Origin of the sequence: Nonomuraea sp. 3N208 (assembly GCF_052245935.1) — a bacterium.
GTDB lineage: Bacteria > Actinomycetota > Actinomycetes > Streptosporangiales > Streptosporangiaceae > Nonomuraea.
Genome location: NZ_JBQQBR010000025.1, coordinates 98,343 through 121,372, shown reverse-complemented (window position 1 = coordinate 121,372; position 23,030 = coordinate 98,343). Strand labels below are relative to the sequence as shown.

Sequence of the window (23,030 nt, the reverse complement as noted above, 5' to 3'; positions counted from 1 at the left end):
GCCCGGTGCAGCCGCTTGTGGCGGCGCCATACCAGGGGCCGGACGGCTGGCAAGGGCATCGACCGGGACGGCGTGACGCGCCAGCCGTACGGCATCGATACCTCACCCCGTGCGCGGCCCGTCAGCGCTGCACATGAGGTGGTCCATCGCGTCATTGACCAGCTTCTCGATCGGAAGGGCGTGCTCGTTCGGTGCCCAGAACGTCGTGAACAGCACCATGCCGCGGCGGCCGTCCTCGGTGAAGCCGCTGTGGGCGGTGTGGCCGGGGGTGTTTCCGGCGTGGCCCCAGTACGGGCCGCAGGGAGACCCGAACCGAGCGATTCCCAGGCCGTAGGACGCGCCGGGGAAGACGGGGTCCCATTCGGGAGCGGGGACGGTCTCCTTCATCGCAGTGAGCTGAGCGGGCGCGAGGAGCTCGCCCCCGAGCAACGCCTGCCAGAACCGCACGAGGTCGGCCGCCGTGGTGACGAGATCGCCCGCGGCGTCCGCCGGGGTCAGGTTCCACTCGGTCGTCTCCACCGGCTCGGTACTGTCGGGGAACTCGGTGTAGCCCTTCGGGTGCGGCTCCGGAAGCCGGGGATCATCCCCTGGGATGAAGGTGTGATCGAGTCCGAGGGGACGGATGATCCGATCCGTCACCACCTGTGATCGCTCGGCTCCGGTGACCTTCTTAATGATCATTCCAAGGAGGACGTAGTTGGTGTTGGAGTAGCTCCAGCGCTGGTCGCCTGGTGCCGGCACCCAATGGGGCTCGTGCCGCATGGCGATGGCGACGAGTTCCTCCGGGGTGTAGGAGTCGAACTGATGCTCCCGGAAGTCCTTCGCCGACCAGATCGGCACGTCGTACATGTATTCGGGCAGCCCGCTCGTCTGCTGGAGCAGCCGCCTGATAGTGATCTTGGTGCCATCGTTGCCATTGCCACAGACCACCCCCGGAAGCCAGTCCTCGACGAGGTCATCGAGCGAGAGCAGGCCCTCGCCCACGAGCTGGAGTACCGCGGTGGCGGTGAACGTCTTGCTCGTGCTCCCCATCCGGAAGTAGCTGTCGTAGGCGATCGGCCGCTCGGAATTGAGCTCAGCCACGCCGTACCGGACGGTCAGCAGCTCCCGTCCGGTGTGCGCAGCGGCGAGCAGCCCGGGGACGCCCTTGTCGTGGATGGCCCGCAGGTCGGCCTCCAGCATCGATCGGTCGTAGGTCTTCGATGTCGCTGAGTTCGTCATGGATCCGATGCTCGAACCCTGACGCAGGGTCAATGTCAAGGGTGTTTCGCGGATCGAGCGGCCATCAGCCTCCGCAGCCGCGCCCAGGATGGCGAGGATCCGAAGGCGTTGGAGTTCATCAGGGCGGCCAGGCCCTCCGGTGCCTCATCTCCCCGCGGGTTGCGACCGTCCCAGGCCATGATCGCTTCGGCCAGTCCTGGGAGCCGCGGATCGTCGGCCGGCCAGTCCCACGCCTGGTCCATGGTGAGGTAGAGCCGGACGAGCTCGGGATCCTCCAAGGCGGCGTTCTTGGTGGCCGCCCACTCCAGCACTTGGTCGGGCGCCAGCGCGGTAATCATGATCCAGGAGTCACGCTCGATGCCGTTCATCCGCTCGCTCACCCCGAGGGCCCGCTGTCGGTCGAGGAGCGCGATCACCTGCGGCGGAAGGAACAGCCGATCGCCGGCGACCAGCTCGGCCAGCCGGGCGCGATGATCCTCCAGCTCGGCAACCTTGGCCGCCATCTGCCGGTCGATCTCCGAGATTGCGGCGGCGAACTCGTCCTGGCCGGCGGCGAGCAATTGTTCGACCCGCGCGAGCGGCACGCCTGCGGCCACCAGCGTCTTGATCCGGATCAAATCGACCACGGCTCGCGGGCCGTAGCGGCGGTAACCCGAGGCATCGCGTTCGGGCTCGGGTAGCAGGCCTCGCTGGTGGTAATGCCGGATGGCACGGATGGTCATGCCCACCCGTGCGGCCAGCTGCCCGATGGTAAGCAATCCAGCCCCTCCCAGCACACGCGCTCTGGTTCGAGACCTCAGCCTAGCGTTTTGTACGGCTGGCGCCGGATGGTGGTGCGGCGGGTAGTTGTACCGTGACGCGAAGCCCGCCGGCGGGGGTGATGAGGTCCGGCCCGGCGCCGGCGGCGAGGAGGGGGAGCCCTACCGGGAGGCCCCTGCCCGTTCAGGCGGGTGGCCGCAGAAAGCGGTGACCGCTGAGGCTTCCGCGTCGACCAGGGCCTGGATCTGCGACGACAGGGGTTCGAACGCGTCCACCTGGACAACACGGCCGGCATCGCGGCGGGCGTCGTCCACCCCTACGGGCGCATGGGCGCGAACGTAGCGGCGGGCGAGCTCGGCGACGGCCGTGTCCTCCTCCCGCCGGGAGTCCCCGGCGCCGGCCGGCAGCCAGTCGTCGAGCAGGACATACGTGGCCTTTTCGCCGCGCCGAGGACCGTGGCAGAGGACTCCGGTGAGTGCCGCGTGGCGGATCAGGTGGAACGGCGCCTGCCCGTCCGGCTGAACGCCGACAGTGGCCAGGTGCTCTGTCAGTTCGGGCCGGGTGAGCGGTCCGTGCGTGGCGAGGACGCGCCGGATGAGACGGTCGCATCGCTGGCGTAGGTCGTCGTCCAGGCCGAGCTGGTGGTAGCGGCGGCTGGTTGCGGCGAGGATGCGGGGAGCGAGCAGCCGCAGCACCCGGCGGGCATCCGAGCTGGCGATGGTGTGCAGGGTGCCCCGCATGAACCAGCCGCGCACGATGCTCCGCTCGTCCTCGTACGCCGCGCGGATGCCGGCGCCCGTGATGTCCCGCCCGCGCACCCGGATGCCCAGGTCGGCGGCCATGGCATCCTGGGCCTGGATGGCGAAGACCCGGCGGACGACCGCCGCGGCGGAGGCTTCCCGCACTCCGTCGGCCAGGGCCTGCGCGCGGGCCCGCAGCCCGCGGACGCTCTCGCGGTCAAGCATGGGCTTGTACATCAGTCTCGGTCAGGAGACGGCCGTGTGGAGGATGTCGGCGAGCTCGGCAGGTGCCGACAGCATTGGCCAGTGCCCGGTGGACAGGTCGAAGCGCCGCCACGGCGCGTGGTTGAGGAAGGCCAGCATCGGCACCCCGCTGTCCAGCAGGCCCTGGAAGTTGCGGCAGGCGACCAGGACACGGTCCACACCGGGGCCGGGTTCGACCGGACCGGCCAACCGCTGGGTGTAGGTGCCGAAGGGCTGAGGGGTGGCACGTGCGCTCAGCACGTCCCGCCGGTCCTCATCGAGGCCGTCGAGGCTGTTGGACAGGCCCAGGATCTCGAAAGGCGGCATCGGGAGCCGGCAGCCGTCGCCGTGGGCCGCGACCTGCTGGCTCAGCTGGTCCGCTGCCTCCGGCGGCATGAGGTCGAGCATGCACATGCCTGCGGCAAACGGGGCGCTGTCCACATAGACCACGCGCTCTAGCCGGTCGCCGAGTCGCCCGGCTGCCCCGGTGACGGGGGCGGCCGCGTAGCTGTGGGCGACCAGGGTGACGTCGCGCAGATCGTTCTTCTCGACGAAGTCGGTGATGTCCGCGATGTGCGTGTCCAGGTCCGTCTGGGGCCCGCCCTCCTCAGCGCGCTCGGCCAGGCCGGTCAGTGTCAGCGCCAGCGCCGTGTGGCCGTGCTCCTGCAGCGCGTCGGTGGTGTCTTGCCAGGCCCACGCGCCGAGCCAGGCGCCGGGAACGAGTACGAAGGTGGTCATGTGATCTCCCTGAAGTGAGGTGCTGCGGGGAGCGTAGAGTGGATACAGGACAGAATCAGCCCTGAAATGTCGAGTGATCCGTGTCACATCCCCTGACCCGTGTGCTAACCCTGCTGGAACTGCTCCAGTCGAACGCCGGGCTCACCGGGAGTGAGCTGGCCGACCGGCTGGACACTGATGTCCGTACGGTCCGCCGCTACGTTGCCCACCTGCGCGACCTGGGCATCCCCGTGGAGGCCGAGCGCGGTCGCTATGGCGGCTACCGGCTGGCCCGTGGCTATCGGATGCCGCCCCTGGTGCTCACCAATGACGAGGCCCTCGCCGTCGTCCTCGGACTCCTTGCGGCCGAACGGCTCGGGATGGGTACGACGGTGCTGGCCGGCGCGGGCGCCCGCGCCAAGATCGAGAGGGTGCTTCCGCAGGCCCTGCGGGAACCGCTCGCCGCCATGCGGGAGACTCTGTACTTCACCGCCAATGCTGTGAGCGCGCAGGCACCCGGGAGCGGTGTCCTGCTGGCCCTGGCCCAGGCCTCGCGTGCCAAGACGACCGTTGGCATCGCCTACCTGTCCTGGCGGCAGGACCAGACCGAGCGCGACATCGACCCCTATGGCGTGGTCTTCCATACCGGCCGCTGGTATCTCGTCGGCCACGACCACCTCCGCGACGACCTGCGGACCTTCCGTATCGACCGCATCGCCTCCATCACCCCCCGCCCACAGACCTTCGCCACCCCTGATGGCTTCGACCCGATCGCCCACCTCACTGCGACCCTCGCCCAGGGGCCTTACCGCTGGCAGGTCGAGGTGACGATCCACGGCCCTCTCGACGAGATCGCCCGAAGGCTGCCGCACACGGCTGTCACGCTCACCGCCCAACCCGTCGGCGTGCTGATGCAGGCACGGGCGGAACGCCTTGACGGCATGGCACACCTGCTCGCCTCGCTCGAGTGGCCCTTCACCATCCACAGCCCAGACGAACTCCGCCAAGCCCTCAAGGACCTGGCGGGTCAACTCGCTGCCGCCGCCGAACGACAGCCGGGAACCCTGCCGCGGTAAATGCCGGATTTACCGCGGCAACCCCATGTTCGCCGTCATACTGACCTGGAGCACCTCCCTCGACAACTGGGAGTGAGGTGTACGCATTTACTGCGGCAGAGGCGGGGATCCAGATCATGAGCGCCAGCACCGCCGACGTGATCCCCCTCGGCCAAGACCGCCCCCAGATCTACGGCGAGGCAGTGGAGGCCTATCTGCGCTCGGCCGGGATCGGCGAGTCATCCCAGCGGATCTACCGCATCTCATTGACCACCTGGGCCTGGCTCGCCTGCGGACAGCAACCGCCCCTCGGCAAGTACCGCCGCGGCGCCCAGGTGCCGACGGTCTGGTTCGCGGCTCTCGCCGATCCGGCGACCGCTGATCTCCTCGCCGTGGCTTTCGTCGAGCGAGCCCGCCTGGTGGACGCCGACACCGTCAACCGCGAGCTGTCGATCATGAAGGCCGCCATCGGCTGGTGGCGCGCTCGCGGCTGGCTCGCAGCCAACCCCATCGCCGGCATCGAACGACGGCCCGCTCCGCCCGACCGGACCAAGGCCCTGTCCCGCGACCAGCTCGCCGCCCTGTCCGACCTCAAGGCCGGCATCCGAGAGAAGACCCTCTGGAAGATGCTGTACGAGACATGCGCCCGGGCACAGGAGATCCTCACCCTCGACATCGCCGACCTCCTACCGGCCGACAAGCGCGCCCGGATCATCTCCAAAGGCGGCGCGACCGACTGGGTGCACTGGCAATCAGGCACCGCCCAGCTGCTGCCCCGCCTGCTCAAGGGCCGCACTCGAGGCCCAGTCTTCCTCACCGACCGCAAAGCGCCCGCCCGCACCCCGACCACCGACGTATGCAAGATCACCGGACGTGGACGGCTGTCCTACCGGCGCGCCGCCGAGCTGTTCGAGACGCTCACCCGGCCCCTGGCTCACCCCGGAATCATCGACGCAGCCGAACTCGAACTGCGCGGCGGCTGGACGCTGCACCAGCTCCGACACTCCGCGCTCACCCACGAAGCAGAGGACGGCACCAACACGCCCACCCTGCTCGCCCGATCCCGGCACGCCTCCGTCCGGTCCCTGGCACGCTACGCTCGCCCCGGCGTCGACGCCGTCGCCGACCACGTGGCCAGCCGTGACCCCGCCGCCCGCCGCCGATCCATCTGAGCGGCCAAGATCAACGCAGCTCCTCGGTGATCACCCACCCTCGGTTACGGCTCATCCGGGTGAGCTGCCGACGCAGGTCAGCGATGCGATCCCGGGCGTCGGGCCCAGCAATCCCGATCGTGATGCGCTCGTCAGTGGCGTGGTAGCTGGTTCGCCGGTCACCCGCGGCCACGCGGCACGCCGCGTTGATGCTGGCGCGCAACCGGATGACCGTGCGGGGATCGTCTTTGCCGCCGAAACCCTCGATCGTCAGACAGGAGAACAGCGGCACGCGCTGGAGGCTGTCGCGGCGCTCCGTGGTGCTCTGCTCATCTTGATCAGCGCGCAGAGCGCGGAGGATCTTGTCGCGCTCGGTTGAGCTGATCGCCGTGCTTGCCCTTGTGGGCGGCGGCGTTCAGGCCTTCCAGGGGACTCGCGGATGGCTTCGCGTTCGGTTTCGGCCATCGCGGCGAAGAACGCGAACAGCATCCGGCCCGGTCCGGCCGGATCGTAGATGCCGGCCAGCGGCCCGGCGAGCATCTCCAGCACCAGGCCGTGCGCGGTCAGGTGGTCGGCCAGCGCGGTGAGTTCGGCGGCGTCGCGGCCCAGGCGCTTCATCTCGTAGACGGTCAGGATGACCCGGCAGTGCGGGGCGCGCGCCTTGATCTGCCGGGCCAGCGTGAGCGCGGCCTCGAATTGCGGGCGCACCTTGACCCGGGTTGAGATCTTCTCGGCGAAGATCTTCTCGCGGCCGATGCCGTGCGCGGCCAGCGCGTCCAGCTGAGACTGTAGTTCCTGGGTGAGGCGGAGCATCGGGCGTAGCCGATCCGGATGTCGGCCGACGGCCCATCGTCACTGAGCAGTGCGGGCGGCGGCGTGCCCGGCCGCCACGGCTGCCCCGGGTTGCGGTCGGCCGGGGTCGGCACCCGCAACAGCTTGGCCAGCGGGGGGATCTTGGTGAAGCGGCCGGTGTGGTAGGTGCCGGCTCGTCTTCTGGAGCCGCCGAGCGGGACGCGGGCGTGAGCACGTTCCGCACAGTTGGCCCCGAAACTTAGTTGCCAAAGGTGGCGCGGGCGGGACGGGTGAGGAAGACTGCCTCGATGGCTGCTGAGTACGCCCAGAGTGACCAGTTCTGTGGTGCCCGCATCCACCTGTGCGACCTTGCCGGTCTGGAGATCCGCGATTGCGAGGTCAGCGGTCTGAAGATCGTCGACTGCTATGGGAGCGACGTCTACCTCGGTGGCGACTTCGAGCGTCTCGTCGTCAACGACGTCGACGTGACCGCCTACGTCGAGGCCGAGCTCGACCGGCGGCACCCCACGCGGGTACTGGCGCGTGACGCCGCGTCCCCCGACGACTATCGGGCTGCTTGGGATGCCATCGAGACGATGTGGGCGGCGACACTCGACCGCGCCAGGCTGTTGCCCGAGGCCAAGCTGCACGAGCAGGTCAACGGCGAGTGGTCGTTGGTCGAGACCCAACGGCACCTGCTACTCGCCGGCGATGCCTGGCTCGGCAATGCCGTGCTGGAGGAGGAAGCGCCGTACCACCCGTTGGGCTTCCCTTACGGCGGGATGCCGCCCGACGCGACGGCGAAGCTCGGTCTCACCCTCGAAGCCACCCCGACGCTCGACGAGGTGCTCGCGCCGCGGCTCGCCCGCATGGCCACGATGCGGCGTGTCGTCGACGGGCTCACCGAGGCCGAGCTCGATCGGGTATGCGGTCGCAGGCCGGCGGACCCGTATCCCGACCAGGAGTACGTCGTGCGCCGCTGCCTCAAGGTGGTGCTGAAGGAAGAGGCCGAGCATCACCGTTATGCGGTGCGCGACCTCGCCGTGCCCGAGGCCGGTGCCTGAACTGGCGCCGACCCGGCCGGAAGTGACCTCCAGCCGCATTGCGTGCTGCGGCTGACGAACGGGTTCAGCCGAGGTACGGCCGGAAGCGGCCATTGATCACATCGCTTCGTAATCTCGGAAGTGGAATCGAGGCTGTCCGAGTGCCTGAACAGCGCAATCTCGGAAGTGCGGCCAGCGTGAGCGGTACGACGGAGCTCGGACAGCTCGATGTTGTTGCAGGTCAGGTGGTTCAAGATCCACCCATGGCCGGAATATTCGTTATCTCGGCTGACCGCCGATGTCGGCGGCCAAGATCTTCCTGCCTTTCGGCCCGGAGTGCTTCCAGGGCACGCGCCGTGTAGATCGTGTTCCACAAAATACAGACATTGGTCATGAAACCGAGCGCACCTAGTTGATCTTCCTGGCCTTCTTTGTATTTGGGGGTTGACGAGCATGCGAACGAAAAGTCGCGTTTGGCCGCCCTCAAGGCGATGGCGAGGCCGGCACGGCGGTGATGGCGATCGTGTGGGAGCAGGAGGCGCTCGCGGCCAGACTGCGGAGGTTGGCCGGTCCGGTCATGCAGACGGACTCGAGGCGGTCGGTCAGTGTGCCGTCGCCGAGTTGGCCGTAGTTGTTGGCGCCCCACGCGCACAGTCCCCCGCCGTACGAGGGCAGCTTCTCCACCAGGGTGAAATCGACTCCGGCGGCGATCCGGGTGACGCGGAGGTAGGGACGCAACAGTACGGGAACCGTACGGTCATCCTGGTCGCCGGTCCCCAATTGCCCGCGGTCGTTGGCCCCCCAGCCCCACACCCTGCCGCTCCCCGACTTCACCGCCAGGCTGTGGCTATCCCCGGCGGCGATCTGCGCGACGCCGCCCAGCCCGGGGATGAACTTGGAGGTGGCACGGTCGGTCAGCGTGCTGTCGCCCAGTTGCCCACGCCCGTTCCAACCCCAGGACCAGATCCTGCCGTCGGAACGCAGCGCCAGGTTGTGGAACGCCCCGGCGGCCGCGGCGGTGACTCCGGTCAGCCCGGGCACCGGCTGCGGAGTCGGGAAGATGCCGCCGACCAAGCCGCGGCCGAGCTGCCCGTAGTTGTTGAGGCCCCAGGCCCACAGCGTGCCGTCCGACTTGATGGCCAGGTTGTGCCACAAGCCGGCCCCGATGGCGACGACGTCGGTCAGGCCCGGTACCGGCCCCGGGGTGGACCGCCAGGAGGTGGTGCCGTCGCCGAGCTGGCCGGCGCCGTTTTCACCCCAGGACCACACCGTGCGGTCGGCGGCGACGGCCAGGCTGTGATAAGCGCCCGCGGCTGCGCTGGTGAAGCGCTGCCCGGCCGCGCCCACCTCCACAGGGGTGGGCTGTGCGTCATCGTTCATGCCGTTGCCGAGCTGGCCGTAAAAGTTCCAGCCCCAGGCCACCGCATGCGTCGACTCGGCCGTCGCAGCCGCTGGCATCGCGATGGCCGCTCCTGACATAGCCGCCGGTAAGAACGCCGCCATCGCCACCATCAGGGCGCCGGCTCTGCGCCGATGTATTCCCATTCCCCGTTACCTCCCGTAGCGGTCTGCGCGATGCACGCACTTCTTCAGCGGACTCATGGGTAGCCAGGCACTGTTGCCAGCGCGTTGCCCGGCAGGTCGGCGACGACCGGCGCGCCTGTCCTACCAGCCGATCGGACTGCTCCTTGATGCGGTCGACCGTGCCCGGCATCGATGGCCAGCGCCACGCTGACCTCCACCAACCGCGGTCTGACCAAGGACCTGGCCGTGGCGCCTAGTCAGGCGATCGCCTGGTAGGCAGTGGCCCAGAAGTCGCGGTGGAGGCGGGGCGTGTGGGCCGAGTCCATCGCGGCTTGGGTCAGCAGGATGCCGGTGAGCCCTTCGGCCGGATCGGCGTACGCGGTGGTGCCCAGGCCGCCGTCCCAGCCGAACTGCCCCGGCGAGGCCAGATCACGGCGGTGGGTGCGGACGGCCGTGCCGAAGCCGTACCCACCGTGCCTGCCGAAGTGGTCGCCGAAGGCGTCCTTCTCGACCTTCTGCTCCGGCATCAGGTGGTCCATCGTCATCAGCTCGACCGACGCCCGCGACAGGACGCGCTCGCCGCCCAGGGTGCCCTTGTTCAGCAACATCCGGTAGAAGGCGTGATAGTCGTCGACGGTCGAGACCAGCCCGTCGCCGCCGGCCTGGAACACCGGCGGCGTGCTGTACTTCCCGGTGGCGGCCTCGTCCCACACCACCAGCTCGCCGTTCTCCGGGTTGTGGGCGTAGCTGGTCGGCAGCCGGTGGATCCGGTCGGCGGGCACGTGGAAGCCGGTGTCCTTCATGCCGAGCGGCCCGAACAGCCGCTCGCGCAGGAACTCCTCCAGCGACTGCCCGCTCACCCGGCCGACGAGCACGCCGAGCACGTCGGAGCCGGTGTGGTACTGCCAGAGCGCGCCCGGCTGGTGCATCAGGGGCAGCGTGCCGAGCCGGCGGATCCACTCCTCAGGACCGAAGCCCGGTGCGGTGGTGTCCAGGCCGAGCTCGCGGATGGCGGTCTGGATCGGGTAGGTGTCCGGTGCCGCCAGTACGACGCCGAACCCGAAGGTGAAGGTCAGCAGGTCACGTACGGTGATCGGCCGCGCGGCGGGCACCGTGTCCTCCAGCGGGGCGTCGATCCGGGCGAGCACCCTCCGGTCGGCGAGCTCCGGCAGCCACTCGTCCACCGGCTCGTCCAGCCCCAGCCGGCACTCCTCGATCAGGATCATCACCCCGGCGGCCGTGACCGGTTTGGTCACCGACGCCATCCGGAAGATCGTGTCCCGCCGCATCGGCTCGGTGCCGCCCACGTGCAGCGTTCCCATGGCCTCGACGTGCGTGTCGCCTCCCCGGCCGACCAGGGCGACCAGGCCGGGGACCGCGCCTGACACGACATGCCCGCCCAGCACGTCACGCATCCGCCGCAGCCCCGCCTCGCTCAGCCCGGCGCGCTGGTGCTCTTCCCAGCGTCCCTGAGTGTCCCAAGCACCCTTGCCGTCCCAGGTGTCCTTCATGTCCCAGCTGGCGACTTTCGACATAGTTCACATTCCTTTGTGTTTGTAGACCCTGGTCACGGCCGCGATCACGGCGGCCGCGTGGAGTGTCTTTCGAGCTCGGCAACCCGATGGTCGCCGAGCCGACCTGACACCTCAGCCCTTGATCGCGTGTTCCTGGAGGAACCGCTGGACATGGGGCCGCAAGATCTGCGATCCCCAGGTGCCCCACTGGCCGGTGAAGTTGTGCTCCGCCCAGGGGATGGTCACGGCGGTGGCGGGGACATCCGCGGCGTCGAGCTTGGCGGCCAGGTCGGCGGCCTGGGTGGCGGGGATCATGTGGTCGCGGTCACCCTGGATGAGCAGGGTCGGCGGGAGGCCGGGCCGGGCGTGCGTGACCGGGGAGGATGCCTCGTAGCGGTCGCGGTGGCTGTCGATGCCGCCACCGAGGTAGTCGCTCGCGACGGTGGCCGCCACGCCGGGCAGGCCGTTCTCGTTGAGCAGGCGGGGCAGGTCGGTCGGCGCGTACCAGCCCATGACGGACTTCACCGGCGCCTGGGGCACCTGGCAGGAGGGCGGGAACTGGGCGTCGTCGACGGTGTAGGCGGCGATCATGGAGAGTTGACCGCCGGCCGAGTCTCCGGCGATCGAGACGTTGGACGGCGCGATGCCGTACTCGCCGGCCTTGCCACGGATCCAGCCGAGCGCGCACTTGACGTCACCCACCGCGTCCTGCCAGCGCGGCGGCGGGGCCAGCCGGTAGTCGATGGAGAAGACGGCGATGCCCTGGTCGGACATCCAGCGTAGCCAGGGTGCGCTGTCGGCGCGGGTGCCGGAGTTCCATGAGCCGCCATGGACGTAGAGCAGCGCGGGCTTGCTCGCGGCGAGCGCGCGCGGCTGGTACACGTCGACCTTGAGGTCCTGGCCGTCGACGGTGGCGTAGGTCTCGGTCGAGGTCGGGGTCGCCGCGGCCGGCGAGGCGAAGTACTCCGACCAGGAGACTTCCGCGGTACGGGCGGCCACCGCCCAGGGCACGACGACCATGAGCACGGCCAGCAGCCCGGCCAGCACACCGGCGCCGAACAGGGCATGGCGGCCGGACCGCCATGCCATCACCGCCGTGGCAGCGGCGCCGAGCGCACAGACCATCAGGAACCCGGTCAGCCAGGGCACGAACAGCGCGATCACGCCCAACGCGTCCTGCACCGGGGTGATGGGCAGGCGCGGCGCGAAGAACGCCGCCCCTAAGACGACGACCAGCACGCAGATGGCCCAGGCCGACACGCGGCCGACTCGCCGCCTCAGGCTCTTCTTCCTGGGCTCGCCCGCGTCATGCGGGAGCGCGGCCGTAGGGCTGGCGGTCACTGTCATGTTTCCTCCTCAAGCGATGCGAACACTGTTCTCGTTCGGGAACGGCGTACGCTCATGAACGTCAAGAACTCATGAGAACGTGGGATGCACGCTCAGGCGCCCGCGGGCGGCACCCATTCCACGAGCCGGACCACGACGCCGTTGGGATCGGTCAGCTGGAACAGCCGCTCCGCCCATGGCTCCTCGCGCAGCGGCATGCTGATGGGAGCCCCCCTCCCGCACGGGCCTCTCGTACTCGCCGGCGACGTCGGTGACGGTGAGGCTCACCACGACCCCGGCCACGGGCCGCGGACGCCACCGCCGCCGAGATCGGTGCCGCCGTCGCGGCGCTCGCCGCCTCGCCGGACGTGGACGTGGTCCTCGTCGTCTACACCCCGCCCTTCGGTGACGGGCTGGACGCGACCCTCCAGGCCGTCGCAGACGCCACCAAGGGCGCGAGCAAGACCGTGCTGGCCTGCGTCGTTGGCCATGCCATGCCGGCCTGATCGACGGTCGGGTCCCCAGCTACGCCTTCCCGGAGCAGGCCGTCCAGGCCCGCGCCCACGTCGTGGGCTACGCCGAGTGGCGCCGCCGCCCCCGTTGAACCACCCACCGCACGATTGCTCGGCTGCTATGGCGTGAGACTGGTGGAGTCGATCGACGTGGACTGCCCCGAGGCCGCCGCCAGGGCTGCCGCGCGTGTCGGGTTGCCCGCGGACCCCCTCGACGTCGACGTGCCGGTGAACGGTGCGGGCGATCGGGAGGATGATCATCACTCATGCCTTTCACGGGTGGAGCGGGAAGTTGCTGCGGAAGACGTTGTACGGATCGTGGCGACGCTTGATGTCGCGCAGGCGATCCAGCGCGGCCGAAGTGAAGGCGTCGGCCGCGCTCTCGCCGGAGTTGAGGAAGGTGAAGGGCTTGCGGCCGCTGACGGGCAGAGCGCCGGCGAGAGCGGCCTGCTTGCCCGTGACTGCCTCGGCCGTGGCGGGATCGGCGGGGATGCCGAACAGGTAGAGGGCATACGGCTCCATGAGCGGGCCGTGCGGGCTGTCGGACGGGCGGGTGAACGCACCGCCCAGATGCCGGATCTGCACGCTCAGCAGCGGGGCGATCGGGTCGGCCAGCAAGGTCTTGACCGCAGCGTCACCGAGGTCGCTCAGCAGTTCGCCGCGCGAGAGGCCCGCGCCGGGATCGGTGGGTTCGGCCGCGATGCCCCCGACGTCGGAGACCGGCATGCTCCGCCTGCTGTCGGACAGGGGAACCGGCAGGCAGTCCAGGAGGCCGAGCAGGTCACACGCCTGGCTCTCGGCGCCCAGGTAGGTGGCGTCGATGGCCACCATGGGGTCGGCGCCCGGGAAGTGCAGCAGGTCCAGCCAGACCGTCAACTCGGGCGGGGCGTCGGCGGTGATCTGCCGGTAGGCGTCCATCACATCCGGCGCGTGCTCGGCCGCCCACAACATCCGGCCGCCGTACAGGCGCGGGGCGGGGTGCAGGGCCAGTTCGAGGGCGGTGACGACGGCGAAGTCGCCGCCTGCGCCGCGCAGCGCCCAGAACAGATCAGGGTCGGTGCCGGCGGTGACGTGCCGCTGGCGACCCTGGCTGTCGACGATGTCGAAGGCGGTGACGCTGTCGGCGACCCACCCGTACGTGCGGCCGAACCAGCTCAACCCGCCGCCGAGGGCGACACCGGCGACGCTGACCACCGGAGAGCTGCCGGGCAGGCCGGTCAGGCCGTACGGCGCGGCGGCGGCCTGCACCCGGCCGGAAGGCACGCCCGCACCGACGCGGGCACGCCGGGCCGCCGGATCGACCTCCAGAGTCTCCAGCCGACCGGTGCGCAGCAGGATCGTCCCGTCAGTACGGCCGGTCGCCCCGTGCCCGTTGGGCTGGGTCGCGATGGCCAGCCCGGCGGAACGGGCATGCCGGACCAGCGCGGCGACGTCTTCGGCGTCGGCGGCCTCCACCACGGCCGCCGCCGGCTGCTCGATCGCCAGGTTCCAGGGACGGCGGGCGCCGTCGAAGCCGGGATCGCCGGGCAGCCAGACCCGGCCGCGGATGACGGAGCGCAGGGCGTTCAGTGTGTTCATGAGTCTTCCTCGGGTGATGGAGGTTGTCAGGCGGCCGTGCGGACGGCGGCGCGTTCGCTGGCGCCTGCGGGAACGGCCCGGCGGCGGGCGAGGGTGGAGCCGGGCGCGACCAGGACAGTGAGGGCGATGCCGGCGGCCACGGCGAACACCGCAGTGCGCGAGGCGGCACCGTTCAGCACCCGGTGCGGCTGTCGGTGATCGCGACCAGGACGGCCAGGCCGCCGGCGATGCCGACCTGCTGGGCGGAGGTGGTTGCGGAGGCAACGCCCTGCTGATGCGGGGCGTGCCGGCGGTGGCGGCGCCGAACATCAGCGTGTAGCCCGCGCCCTGCCCGATCCCGAGGATGCGTCCTTGTCTGGGAATGTGACATGAGGACACCTCCGTACGGCTGTGAGCGCACGCTTAGCCGGCGCCACCGATAACGGGACGAGGCGTCCCGTATGGCTATCGTGCGGGAACGTCTCTGTATTGTCAAACCCAACGTCCCGTCCCGATATGGTGGCACCATGAACGCACGCCGCCGCTCCGACGACCGGACCGCAACGATCATGCAGACAGCCCTCGACCTGGCCCTCGAGGTCGGCTACGCCAAGCTCAGCATGGAGGCGGTTGCCGCCCGGGCCGGCGTCGGCAAAGACACCATCTACCGCCGATGGCCCTCCAAGGCCCAGCTGTTCCTCGACGCGGTTCTCAGCTCTATAACCACAGGTCTGGAGCATCGCGACACCGGCGACATCGTGGCCGACCTGCGCGAGGTGATGACCCGGGCCGTCGACCTCCTGGCCCGGCCACCATGGGGACCGCTGTACCAGGACCTCATCGGCGAAGCCCAGCACACCCCCGAGGTCGCCGCCGCCCTCAACCAGCGCTTCATCCAGCCGCAGACCGCCAACACCCTGGCTCGCCTCAAAACCGCCAAGGAGCAAGGGCAACTGGCACCCGACTTCGACCTGGACCTGGCCTTCGAGATCCTGTCAGGCCCGTTGTACTTCCGACTGCTGATCACACAGCAGCCGATAACACACGCTTACATCGACCGCTTGCTCCAAGCCCTCTTCGCCGGGATGGCGCCTGCACCCCATCCCCGGTGAGTGCAGCTCTGGCGCGTCGTCTCCAGACCGGCGTGGCCGCCGAAGTCGCAGACCAAGAAGGTCGACGCCGCGTTTCTCGGCGAGCGCCGGCACGAACGCATGCTCCCCCGACCGCCATTTCGCGTACCAGGGCGAGGCCCCCTCGAAGAGCGGAAGCTCCGGGTGGGTGATGACCAGGTCCTCCTGCGCCTGCGCCCACGCCGTGGCAGTCCGCACAGCTCCCTTCCGGCGTGTTGCGGTCGAAATGAGCGGTCGTCAGATGCCCGGCCCCGCTCTCCGCCGCCGGGTCCGCGCCGATTCCCGGAAGGCGCGAGTACAGCAGCCCCAGGTGCCCGTCGATACCGGTGATCGTCGCGACCGTGGAGCGGGGGTTGCGGTTCAGGCGGCGCTGGTCGACCGCGAGCGTCGCGCCGAGTCCCAGGATGCGGTCGACCTTCGGCCGGTTGCGCTGGGTGATGTACTGCCGCACGAACGGCGAAAGCCCCTCCAGATACCGCAACTGCGCCTCATTGTGCAGGGTATCGATGGCCAGCGAGGTCTTGCCGCTGCCGCTCACTCCGGTGAAGGCGACAAGCTGCCCTTTGGGGATGCTCACCGACACGTCCCGCAGATTGTTGGTACGGGCCCCCACCACCTCGATGGTCTCGCACTCGATACCCGCGACGTCCCGTACGAACGCAGTCAACCTTCGTCTATCCTCTCGCAACACAGCAGAACATGGGCAGGCAGACACCCACCCATGCCGAACAAACCGATCACGCCACCACGCGGCCGCTCGTCACGATGGCGAGCGGCCGCTTCACCAGACGCCTCAGCACGTGGCCGGTTTCGATGCGGCCCGTGCTACAGATCAGGACCGCAGCACCGAAGTGAGCTTGTCGACGCCGGGGGCGTAGGCGGTCATCCAGTGCGGATGCAGCCGGTAGTAGACCACGTCGTTGTCCCAGTCGGAGAAGTCGCCGTAGAAATCCTTGAAGTAGGCGAGCAGGTCCGGCCAGTCCTCGGCCGGTTCGCTGTCCTCAGGGTTGAGGATCTCCACCGTGCCGTGGGTGAACACGCCCAGGTCCTCACCGCGCATGTGCGCGGCGCTGACGGCGGGGCGGGCGGCCAGGTGGCGGGCCTTGGCGGCGCCGCGCGCCGTGCCGAAGTGCCACTTGCCGTGCAGGAAGTGCCCGTCCACACCGCTGATCCGCGGCTCGCCCTTCGCCGTCACGGTGGACAGGGCGAGGGTGCACATTCCGGTCAGGATCCGGGTGAGCTGCTCCGCGGTCAGGGTGTTCTCGGTGACGATCGAGCGGAGGTGCAAGGTAGAGCGGGAAAGGGAGGCTTCGAGGAGAGCCTGAAGTTCCTTGAGCTCCTCGGACTTGTCCCAGCCGCCGCCCGGATTGGCGAGCGGTCACGTCGTCTCGATGACGACCCCCAGTCTTGTGGCTGGAGTTGTGGCCGTTCGTGGGTGTTCCGTTTGGGAGTCCCCCATCGGAACACCGGCGGCCCGGGTGGCCGTCTGTCCGCTGCGCTCAACACCGCTACCGACAGGGTGATCGGCGAACTGTCGGCCCGTCACCGCGCCGTCGACTTCCGCGACTTCCTAGACGAGATCGACCGCCAGGTCGAGCCGGGCCTGGGCGGTCCATCTCATCTGCGACAACCTTTCCCCGCATAAGGCGCCGGTGGTGCATGCCTGGCGGCTGGCCCACCCGCGTTTCGTGCTGTACCGGCCCGTCAACGCCCGGGAACGGTTGAACGCGGTGGCTATTGCAGGCGGATCGCCTCGGCCGCGCGGCGGCAGACCGGGTACACCGGGTTCCCGCCCGCGTCCAGCCCTTCCACCAACCGGTCATCGATCACCACGATGTCCCACTCGCCCGGGGCGGCCATGCCCACCACCAGCCCCGTCAGCCACGGCCACGACGTCTCATCGGTGTCGTCGGCCGTCAGCGGGTGGCGGACCCGCACCGGCGACGCGTCCGGGAACGGGTTTGCCTGCCGGGCCAGCGCCCCCGCCAAGGTCTCCACGCCCAGCTCCAGGTCCGACTTGGCCGCCACGTACTGATCGACCTTCGCGGCCTCGGCCACGGTCAGGTCCTGGGGCTGCCAGCGCTCGCCGATCTCGACCCACAGCCACATGTCATCGCGCTGCTCCCCGAACACCTGCTTGATCCGCCCGATGGTGTGGTCGTCCAGCAGATGCGGAGCGCGCCGCGCCGGCTCCAGAGTCCGCAACTGATCGCGGTTGGCGCCCAGCTGCTCCAGGACGACCGCGGTCATCATGTCCACGTCGCTCACCGGCCGCCACTGGGGCTCCCCCCTGCCGTCCCTGCCGCCACCATCACCACGCGCCATGCCTCAGATCGTCCCAGACCCCCACCAGCCGCCCGCCGCACCTTCACCACATCGAGACCCTGGACTGCCTCCCACACCGTGATCATTATCGGCGCCAGCCTTCTGTGCGATGGAACGGAATCCGGCGTTAACCACGTGCGGAGAACCGTAACGACAGGGGCTCGCTGACCAGCGGGAACCCCGTTAACGCCGGATTCCGTTCCAAATCTCTCTGACCCCCGACGCCCTGGCGGCCAGCGGCTACGACGAACTGGTCATGGAAAAGGAGTCGGGGTGCTGGGACTATCCGGCCGAAATTGAACGATAGGCCTCCACCGCAGGTCAGGCAGGCTTGCGAAGGATCGTGGGCGGATGGGGACGCCTACGATGCGACACGCCTGTCCTGTCTGTAGGTCATCGGCCTGGAATCGACCGGTACGATCGGGAGAAGATCACGAGTTGTCGCGTAGACGTGGCACGAGGAGTATGGTTGAGCGACAGCGGGGCCGTCGATGCTGAGGGTGAGGCCGGTGAGGCGGTTGCGCCACCTCCGTTCGAGCCGGTGCGAGTGGTGCCGACTCGGCCGGACGGCTGGCCTGACTGGCTCGGTCGTAGGCCGATCAGCTTGGCCGACCGGGACAGGATCCTGAAGGATCTGAGTGCCGATCAGGAAGCGTTGGACGCTGCCAAGCGGCAGGACGGCCTGCGTCTCGCACCGCTGTTCTCGTCCGTGACGATTGAAGGATTCGGCGGGCAAGGTGATCTACGAAAAGTGGCCCGGCTGCGAGCCGCCATCAACGCGGCGTGCCGGGTCGCGGCAGGCGATCGGCGGACCAGCTATCACGCGACCGATGAGCGCATCACGATCGGGATCGCTGGGCCGGACGCGCGTGAGCGGATCGCGGTGCTGCGCCGGCAGCTCGCCAAGATCGGCGGCAGCCGCAGCTGGACGATCACCGAAGATCTGAACTGACCCAGCTCTCTGAGTGGAACTGGGTCAGCCAGATGCCACAGTCTCACCCGCCGACTCTGCCGTCTCCAACCGCCTTGCGGTCGAACTGCTCGGAATTCAACTCGCCGTTGGAACGAGCCGTGATGAGCACATCGAAGGTGTCCATGACGCCGTTGTACGCCACCGGACCGACACGATTCCACCTGATGTCACCCGGTGCGGTTCGATGAGCTCGATCTCGATCGCGAGCACCGAACCGAGGGCCTCCTTTTCGGGGCCGGCACCTGGGCGATCATGCGGTCCCTGATCCGTCTGGCACCGCCGGTGGGGCTGCGCCTGCTGCTGCGTAGCCGGTCAGCCCTGCCCACGCGCCAGGTCCTGGCGGGCCTGTCCACCGGCGAACGTGCCACGCTGGCGGGGCTGTTCACCATGATGCGCTCGGGCCGAAGCCCGCAGCTAAGTTACTCGCGGGTACCGCCAACGGCTGTCCGCAGGTTACTCAACCCCGAACATGCCCATGCAGCCCAGCCCCACGGCCGACACCTGCAGACCTTGTCCCAGTGTCCTGATGCGCACCACTAGCTCCTTCGTATCGACGAACTGCTGCTGCCGCCCGCAGGCCGGTCGATTCGCGGGGCGCAGATGGCCTTGCCCGGGTTGCGGCAATAATCAGGCAAACCCCCTGAGCAGTACCAAGCGTTTGATGGCCATGAGCTCTGCTATGCGGTGGGGCGGGTCGGCTGCGTGCGGCTCACCCGTGCGGCCTTTCGCGCCGATCCGCCAGTTGCGGCTGTCCTATGCTCGCGGGCCGGTGTAGCGGGCCGCGAGGGTGGGCTGGTTTCCACCGGTCAACAGGGCGATTTCTGCGGCGAGCAAGGCGTCGAGGGCGGCGGCCTGATCCTCCAGGCCAGGGACACAGATGGTCTCGCCGAGGCGAAGCCCGGCCAGACTGGCCGAGACCACGTCCTCAGGCGACATGGCCCAGGGGATGGTGCGGCTGGCTCCGCTGTTCCACTCCGTGGCCACCACGCCGGGGCACACTACCTGGACACGAACCGGGGTGCCGGCGAGCTCGCAGGCCAGTGTTCGGGTGAAGCCCAAGGTGGCGGCCTTCGCGGCGACGTACAGCGTACGCCGGGGCGGCGGCTCCATGCTGCCTGCACTGAAGGCGAGCAGAGAGGCAACGGTGACGATCGTGCCTTCGCCTGCCGTGAGCATTCCGGGAAGTGCGGCGCGGACCAGCCGGATGGGGGCTACGGCGTTGAGAGTGAGCAGACGGTCGATGTCGGCCGGGTCGACATCGGTGAGCGGGGCGTAGCCGCTGGCGCCGGCGTTGCTGATCAGCATGCGGACGTCGCTGGCGGCCAGCCGGTCGGTGACGGCGATGATGCCGTCGTGGGTGGCGAGGTCGGCGGGTAGTACCTCGATGTCGGCGCCGCTGGCGCGCAGTTCCTGCGCCGGTCGTTGAGCCGGTCGGCGCCATCAAACGCTGATTTGATGTCAAACGCTTGATAGATGTGAAGTGTCGTATGCTTTGAGGGTGAGGCAAAACGATGCAGACCTGGTCACGATCGATGCGCTGGACCGGGTGACCTGGGCGCTGCGCCGCACGGAACTGGCCGTGCAAGCACTGAAGGAGCAGCGGCTACGGTCGCTGGACATGGCGGTGGCGCACTACTCGCTCCTGATCTCGGTGCACCACGAACCGGGGCTGACCGGCGCCGAGCTGGCCCGCCGCCTCAACGTGACCCCGCAGGCGGTGGCGTCACTGGTAGCCCGACTGGAGGGCCGCGGCCAGCTCGAACGCCGCGAACACCCACGCCACCGGCACGTGCAAGAGCTGCATCTCACCGACGCCGGACGTGAAGCGCTGCGCGCCGCCGACGTGGTGATCGCCGGGGTCGAGCAGCAGATCACCGATGACCTCGGTCCGGACGCAAGCGCTCAGCTTCGGGCGCTGCTCGCCCGGGTGGCCGAGACGGTTCGCGACGGTTGACGCCGAAGCTCGATCATTGCCGGTACAGGCCGGGGTACGGGGTCTCCGTGGCGGCATCCGCCGCAGACCCGACATGTTTACGCGAGCAGCAGAAACGACGGTTTGGGTCGTAGGTTGCGGCGGGTGCCGGCCCTCCGCCAGCGCGCTCGCCGCCGACCAGGCCGACCCCACCGTGGCCGAGCTCGGCTCGCACCTGCGTGCCACACTGGAGAATGCCGTCGCCACACTGCTTGACGATGCACGCTCCGGCCGAGGTCGTCGCCGAGCACATGCCGGCCATGATGGGGACGATCGAGCTGGTAGCTGTCAGCGGCCGGTCGGAAGTCCCCACGTACGGCCAGTTGGGATGTCACTCCTGGTTACGCTCGGGCTCGGTTGGTGGGTGTGGTGCCTCTGGCCAGGCCGCCATCGCTGTCTCGGCCACACGCTCCAGTGTCTTCCGTCCTGCCCCGTCGCATGCCTGCTGGTTCATCCCCTGGATAACCGCCGCGTAGAAGGTCGCCAGCCCGTCGGCGTCCGTGTCGGCGGGGAGCCGCCCCGCGTCGACGTCGGCGCGGATACAGGCGGCGATCGAAGCCTTGGTTTCCTCGCGCATCGCACGCAGCTTGGCCTTCACATCCTGCGAGCCGGGGCTGCAGTTGGTCGCCCCGGTGATGATGATGCAGCCCGGCGGGTGGCTCGGGTCGGTGTAGTCGGCGGCTAGGTGCCGCAGCATCGCGGCGATGCCCGAGCGGGCGTCCGGGCCCTTCGGCGGGGGAGATCCGTAGGTGCACGTGTACAGCTGGATGGCCTCGTCGAACAACTGCCGCTTGTCGCCGAAGGCGGCGTACAGGCTCGGCGGGTTGATCCCCATCGCCTCGGTGAGTGAGGCGACCGATGTCGTCTCGTACCCGTGTGTCCAGAACTCCCGCAGGGCGACAGCCAGGGCCTGGTCACGGTCGAAGGCGCGGCGGCTCCGCCGTGACGCGGCCTTGGCCGGGGTGTGTTTGCTGCTCATGACTACAACTTACCGCCACTTGTAGCGATCGCTAAAGACGCTCTGGTACTGTCGTCGACGTCAACTAGCTTTAGCGATCGCTAAATCTAAGTGGTCGGGCTGACCGGCCGACACCACGAAAGGGAACTCTGATGACCACGCCATCACTCGCCGCCTTCGCCCGCACGCGCCGCGGCACCGGCCCCGGCCTCCTCCTCGCCCACGGCGCGGGCGGCGGCATCGAGGCCAACTACGGACCAATCATGGAAGGGCTCACCGCACGGCACACCGTCGTCGGGGTCGACTACCCCGGCGCCGGCGCTACCCCGAAGGCCCAGGGACCCCTTGACATCGACGAGCTGGCGGACCAGCTGGTCGCAGCGGCCGACGCCGAGGGACTCGGCACCTTCGCAGTCAGCGGTTACTCACTCGGCGGAGCCGTCGCCATCCGCCTAGCCACACGTCACCCTGAACGCGTCAGCTCACTGGTGCTGAGCGCGGCGTTCTCGCACGCCGACACCCGCACCGTCCTCGTCTCCTCCATCTGGCAGCACCTGTTTGAAACCGGTCCGCACGCCGTGCTTGCCGAATACCTGAACCTGATGACGCTGAGCGAACCGGCTCTCAACTCCCTTACTCCCGCCCAAGTCGACGCCTCCGCCGAGCAGCTCGCGACCGCCCTCCCCTCCGGCACCGGCGACCAGCTCGACCTGGTCCGAAGGATCGACGTCCGCCGCGACCTCGCCGGGATCGAAGTGCCCACACTCGTCGTCGTCACCACCGCCGACCCCCTCATCTCCCCGGCCCTTCAGCGAGAGCTCGCCGCCACCATCCCCACCGCCGAGACCGCTGAACTCCCGACCGGACACCTGCCGTTCATCGAAGACCCTCAAGGGTGGTTGAAGCTCATCAGCGACTTCCTCGCACGGACCTGAAACCTCTGACAGGGCCCGTCAGTCGGTCGCGTACTCCCCCTATCGGCCTATCGGCGGGGACCTGAGACCAACCTCCGCTGCAACCAGGCGCACCGGATTCCATCAAACTCTCCTAACACACCGTAACCACTGGCGGCCAGACAACTCCCCACCGACTGGCCGCCAGTGGGGAATCACCGGCCACTGACAGATAGCCAGGCGACACCGGCATATGCGCCGTTGGTCGCCGCGGCCGAACTTCTGCTGCGTGCCAACGACCAGGCCGGCACGAGCCGCCCGGGAGTGACCGTCGACGACTTCTTCCTCGCTGTTGCCGGCCTTTTGGCAGATCGACTCCCATGGCGACTGGCAACTGCCCCTCATCGGGCTGCTGGACCTGGTCATGGACGAATGCGCGCGGGGGCGCCCGGGCCGTGGCGGACATGCCGATCCGCCCGCTCGCAGACCACCACGTCGCCGCTGTTGCGTGTCATAGCTGACCATCCAGGTCCGAGCCGCTGCGCTCGCGGTACGCGTCGATCATCGACAAGATCGGCGTCACGCCGTACGCCCGGTGGCGGCGCTCGCGGGCCTGGGCTGGGGC

General features: G+C 69.1%; 23 protein-coding genes and 2 pseudogenes. 9 read left to right on the top strand and 16 right to left on the bottom strand.

The window, feature by feature from the left end; genetic code table 11:
- Positions 1-102 precede the first annotated feature (102 nt).
- The 4 genes from ACTWPT_RS34035 to ACTWPT_RS34020 all read right to left on the bottom strand — a co-directional run bounded on the left by ACTWPT_RS34035 (position 103) and on the right by ACTWPT_RS34020 (position 3,701).
- Positions 103-1,221 (bottom strand): serine hydrolase domain-containing protein, encoded by a 1,119-nt coding sequence (locus ACTWPT_RS34035; RefSeq protein WP_443181604.1) that lies wholly within the window; start codon positions 1,219-1,221, stop codon positions 103-105.
- Between the two features lie 35 nt (positions 1,222-1,256).
- Positions 1,257-1,979 carry a MerR family transcriptional regulator gene (locus ACTWPT_RS34030; protein ID WP_443181603.1) on the bottom strand — a complete coding sequence of 241 codons (723 nt, stop codon included), beginning with the start codon at positions 1,977-1,979 and terminating at the stop codon, positions 1,257-1,259.
- Between the two features lie 162 nt (positions 1,980-2,141).
- Positions 2,142-2,945, bottom strand: coding sequence for a DNA glycosylase AlkZ-like family protein (locus ACTWPT_RS34025; protein ID WP_443181602.1), 804 nt, complete (start codon positions 2,943-2,945; stop codon positions 2,142-2,144).
- A 21-nt stretch (positions 2,946-2,966) separates the two neighbouring features.
- Positions 2,967-3,701 (bottom strand): alpha/beta fold hydrolase, encoded by a 735-nt coding sequence (locus ACTWPT_RS34020; RefSeq protein ID WP_138667699.1) that lies wholly within the window; start codon positions 3,699-3,701, stop codon positions 2,967-2,969.
- A 101-nt stretch (positions 3,702-3,802) separates the two neighbouring features.
- Here ACTWPT_RS34020 and ACTWPT_RS34015 point away from each other — a divergent pair, with 101 nt between their 5' ends.
- Together ACTWPT_RS34015 and ACTWPT_RS34010 are read left to right on the top strand one after the other, a co-directional pair.
- Positions 3,803-4,756 carry a helix-turn-helix transcriptional regulator gene (locus tag ACTWPT_RS34015; RefSeq protein WP_443181601.1) on the top strand — a complete coding sequence of 318 codons (954 nt, stop codon included), beginning with the start codon at positions 3,803-3,805 and terminating at the stop codon, positions 4,754-4,756.
- 116 nt (positions 4,757-4,872) lie between these two features.
- Complete coding sequence (locus tag ACTWPT_RS34010; RefSeq protein WP_443181600.1) at positions 4,873-5,907, top strand: tyrosine-type recombinase/integrase; 1,035 nt, start codon at positions 4,873-4,875, stop codon at positions 5,905-5,907.
- 10 nt (positions 5,908-5,917) lie between these two features.
- Here the strand turns inward: ACTWPT_RS34010 and ACTWPT_RS34005 are convergent, their stop codons facing one another.
- Positions 5,918-6,178, bottom strand: a complete 261-nt coding sequence (locus ACTWPT_RS34005) for a hypothetical protein (RefSeq protein WP_443181599.1) — start codon at positions 6,176-6,178, stop codon at positions 5,918-5,920.
- Entirely contained in the window at positions 6,157-6,699 is a 543-nt protein-coding gene (locus ACTWPT_RS34000) for a recombinase family protein (RefSeq protein ID WP_443181598.1), read from the bottom strand. Before ACTWPT_RS34000 ends, ACTWPT_RS34005 begins: the two co-directional genes overlap by 22 nt.
- Positions 6,700-6,986: 287 nt before the next feature.
- On the opposite strand from ACTWPT_RS34000, the gene ACTWPT_RS33995 reads away from it, so the two are divergent.
- A complete protein-coding gene (locus ACTWPT_RS33995; RefSeq protein WP_443181597.1) occupies positions 6,987-7,742 on the top strand; it encodes a DinB family protein in 756 nt (251 codons plus the stop codon).
- 295 nt (positions 7,743-8,037) lie between these two features.
- Here ACTWPT_RS33995 and ACTWPT_RS33990 read toward each other — a convergent pair.
- From ACTWPT_RS33990 to ACTWPT_RS33975, 4 genes and pseudogenes are all read right to left on the bottom strand, one after another.
- Positions 8,038-8,160: pseudogene (locus ACTWPT_RS33990) on the bottom strand (Tn3 family transposase); the annotation flags it as partial.
- A gap of 44 nt (positions 8,161-8,204) precedes the next feature.
- On the bottom strand, positions 8,205-9,179 hold the full coding sequence (locus tag ACTWPT_RS33985) for an RCC1 domain-containing protein (protein WP_443181596.1): 975 nt from the start codon (positions 9,177-9,179) through the stop codon (positions 8,205-8,207).
- A gap of 323 nt (positions 9,180-9,502) precedes the next feature.
- Positions 9,503-10,780 (bottom strand): serine hydrolase domain-containing protein, encoded by a 1,278-nt coding sequence (locus ACTWPT_RS33980; protein WP_443181595.1) that lies wholly within the window; start codon positions 10,778-10,780, stop codon positions 9,503-9,505.
- Positions 10,781-10,891: 111 nt separating this feature from the next.
- Positions 10,892-12,106: an alpha/beta hydrolase fold domain-containing protein gene (locus ACTWPT_RS33975; protein ID WP_443181594.1), complete on the bottom strand. Its 1,215-nt coding sequence runs from the start codon at positions 12,104-12,106 to the stop codon at positions 10,892-10,894.
- 347 nt (positions 12,107-12,453) lie between these two features.
- Between ACTWPT_RS33975 and ACTWPT_RS33970 the strand changes: the two genes are divergently transcribed.
- A complete protein-coding gene (locus ACTWPT_RS33970) occupies positions 12,454-12,591 on the top strand; it encodes a hypothetical protein (protein WP_443181593.1) in 138 nt (45 codons plus the stop codon).
- Between the two features lie 279 nt (positions 12,592-12,870).
- Here ACTWPT_RS33970 and ACTWPT_RS33965 read toward each other — a convergent pair whose 3' ends face one another.
- Both ACTWPT_RS33965 and ACTWPT_RS33960 read right to left on the bottom strand, forming a co-directional pair.
- A complete protein-coding gene (locus ACTWPT_RS33965; protein ID WP_443181592.1) occupies positions 12,871-14,175 on the bottom strand; it encodes an FAD-binding protein in 1,305 nt (434 codons plus the stop codon).
- Between the two features lie 26 nt (positions 14,176-14,201).
- Positions 14,202-14,354 carry a hypothetical protein gene (locus ACTWPT_RS33960; protein ID WP_443181591.1) on the bottom strand — a complete coding sequence of 51 codons (153 nt, stop codon included), beginning with the start codon at positions 14,352-14,354 and terminating at the stop codon, positions 14,202-14,204.
- A 327-nt stretch (positions 14,355-14,681) separates the two neighbouring features.
- Here ACTWPT_RS33960 and ACTWPT_RS33955 point away from each other — a divergent pair, with 327 nt between their 5' ends.
- A complete protein-coding gene (locus ACTWPT_RS33955) occupies positions 14,682-15,266 on the top strand; it encodes a TetR/AcrR family transcriptional regulator (RefSeq protein WP_443181590.1) in 585 nt (194 codons plus the stop codon).
- Between the two features lie 850 nt (positions 15,267-16,116).
- On the opposite strand, the gene ACTWPT_RS33950 is transcribed toward ACTWPT_RS33955, so the two are convergent.
- Both ACTWPT_RS33950 and ACTWPT_RS33945 read right to left on the bottom strand, forming a co-directional pair.
- Positions 16,117-16,572 (bottom strand): pyridoxamine 5'-phosphate oxidase family protein, encoded by a 456-nt coding sequence (locus ACTWPT_RS33950; protein ID WP_443181589.1) that lies wholly within the window; start codon positions 16,570-16,572, stop codon positions 16,117-16,119.
- Positions 16,573-17,018: 446 nt separating this feature from the next.
- Complete coding sequence (locus ACTWPT_RS33945; RefSeq protein ID WP_443181588.1) at positions 17,019-17,609, bottom strand: hypothetical protein; 591 nt, start codon at positions 17,607-17,609, stop codon at positions 17,019-17,021.
- A 469-nt stretch (positions 17,610-18,078) separates the two neighbouring features.
- On the opposite strand from ACTWPT_RS33945, the gene ACTWPT_RS33940 reads away from it, so the two are divergent.
- Both ACTWPT_RS33940 and ACTWPT_RS33935 read left to right on the top strand, forming a co-directional pair.
- Positions 18,079-18,561: a hypothetical protein gene (locus ACTWPT_RS33940; RefSeq protein WP_443181587.1), complete on the top strand. Its 483-nt coding sequence runs from the start codon at positions 18,079-18,081 to the stop codon at positions 18,559-18,561.
- Positions 18,562-18,756: 195 nt separating this feature from the next.
- Positions 18,757-19,122, top strand: a complete 366-nt coding sequence (locus tag ACTWPT_RS33935; protein ID WP_443181586.1) for a hypothetical protein — start codon at positions 18,757-18,759, stop codon at positions 19,120-19,122.
- Between the two features lie 213 nt (positions 19,123-19,335).
- Here ACTWPT_RS33935 and ACTWPT_RS33930 read toward each other — a convergent pair.
- Positions 19,336-20,001 (bottom strand): annotated as a pseudogene (locus ACTWPT_RS33930) (SDR family NAD(P)-dependent oxidoreductase); the annotation flags it as partial.
- 79 nt (positions 20,002-20,080) lie between these two features.
- On the opposite strand from ACTWPT_RS33930, the gene ACTWPT_RS33925 reads away from it, so the two are divergent.
- Entirely contained in the window at positions 20,081-20,536 is a 456-nt protein-coding gene (locus tag ACTWPT_RS33925; protein WP_443181585.1) for a MarR family winged helix-turn-helix transcriptional regulator, read from the top strand.
- Between the two features lie 349 nt (positions 20,537-20,885).
- Here the strand turns inward: ACTWPT_RS33925 and ACTWPT_RS33920 are convergent, their stop codons facing one another.
- Positions 20,886-21,533 (bottom strand): TetR/AcrR family transcriptional regulator, encoded by a 648-nt coding sequence (locus ACTWPT_RS33920; RefSeq protein WP_443181584.1) that lies wholly within the window; start codon positions 21,531-21,533, stop codon positions 20,886-20,888.
- A gap of 131 nt (positions 21,534-21,664) precedes the next feature.
- Between ACTWPT_RS33920 and ACTWPT_RS33915 the strand changes: the two genes are divergently transcribed.
- Positions 21,665-22,447, top strand: a complete 783-nt coding sequence (locus tag ACTWPT_RS33915) for an alpha/beta fold hydrolase (protein WP_443181583.1) — start codon at positions 21,665-21,667, stop codon at positions 22,445-22,447.
- Positions 22,448-23,030: the final 583 nt, after the last annotated feature.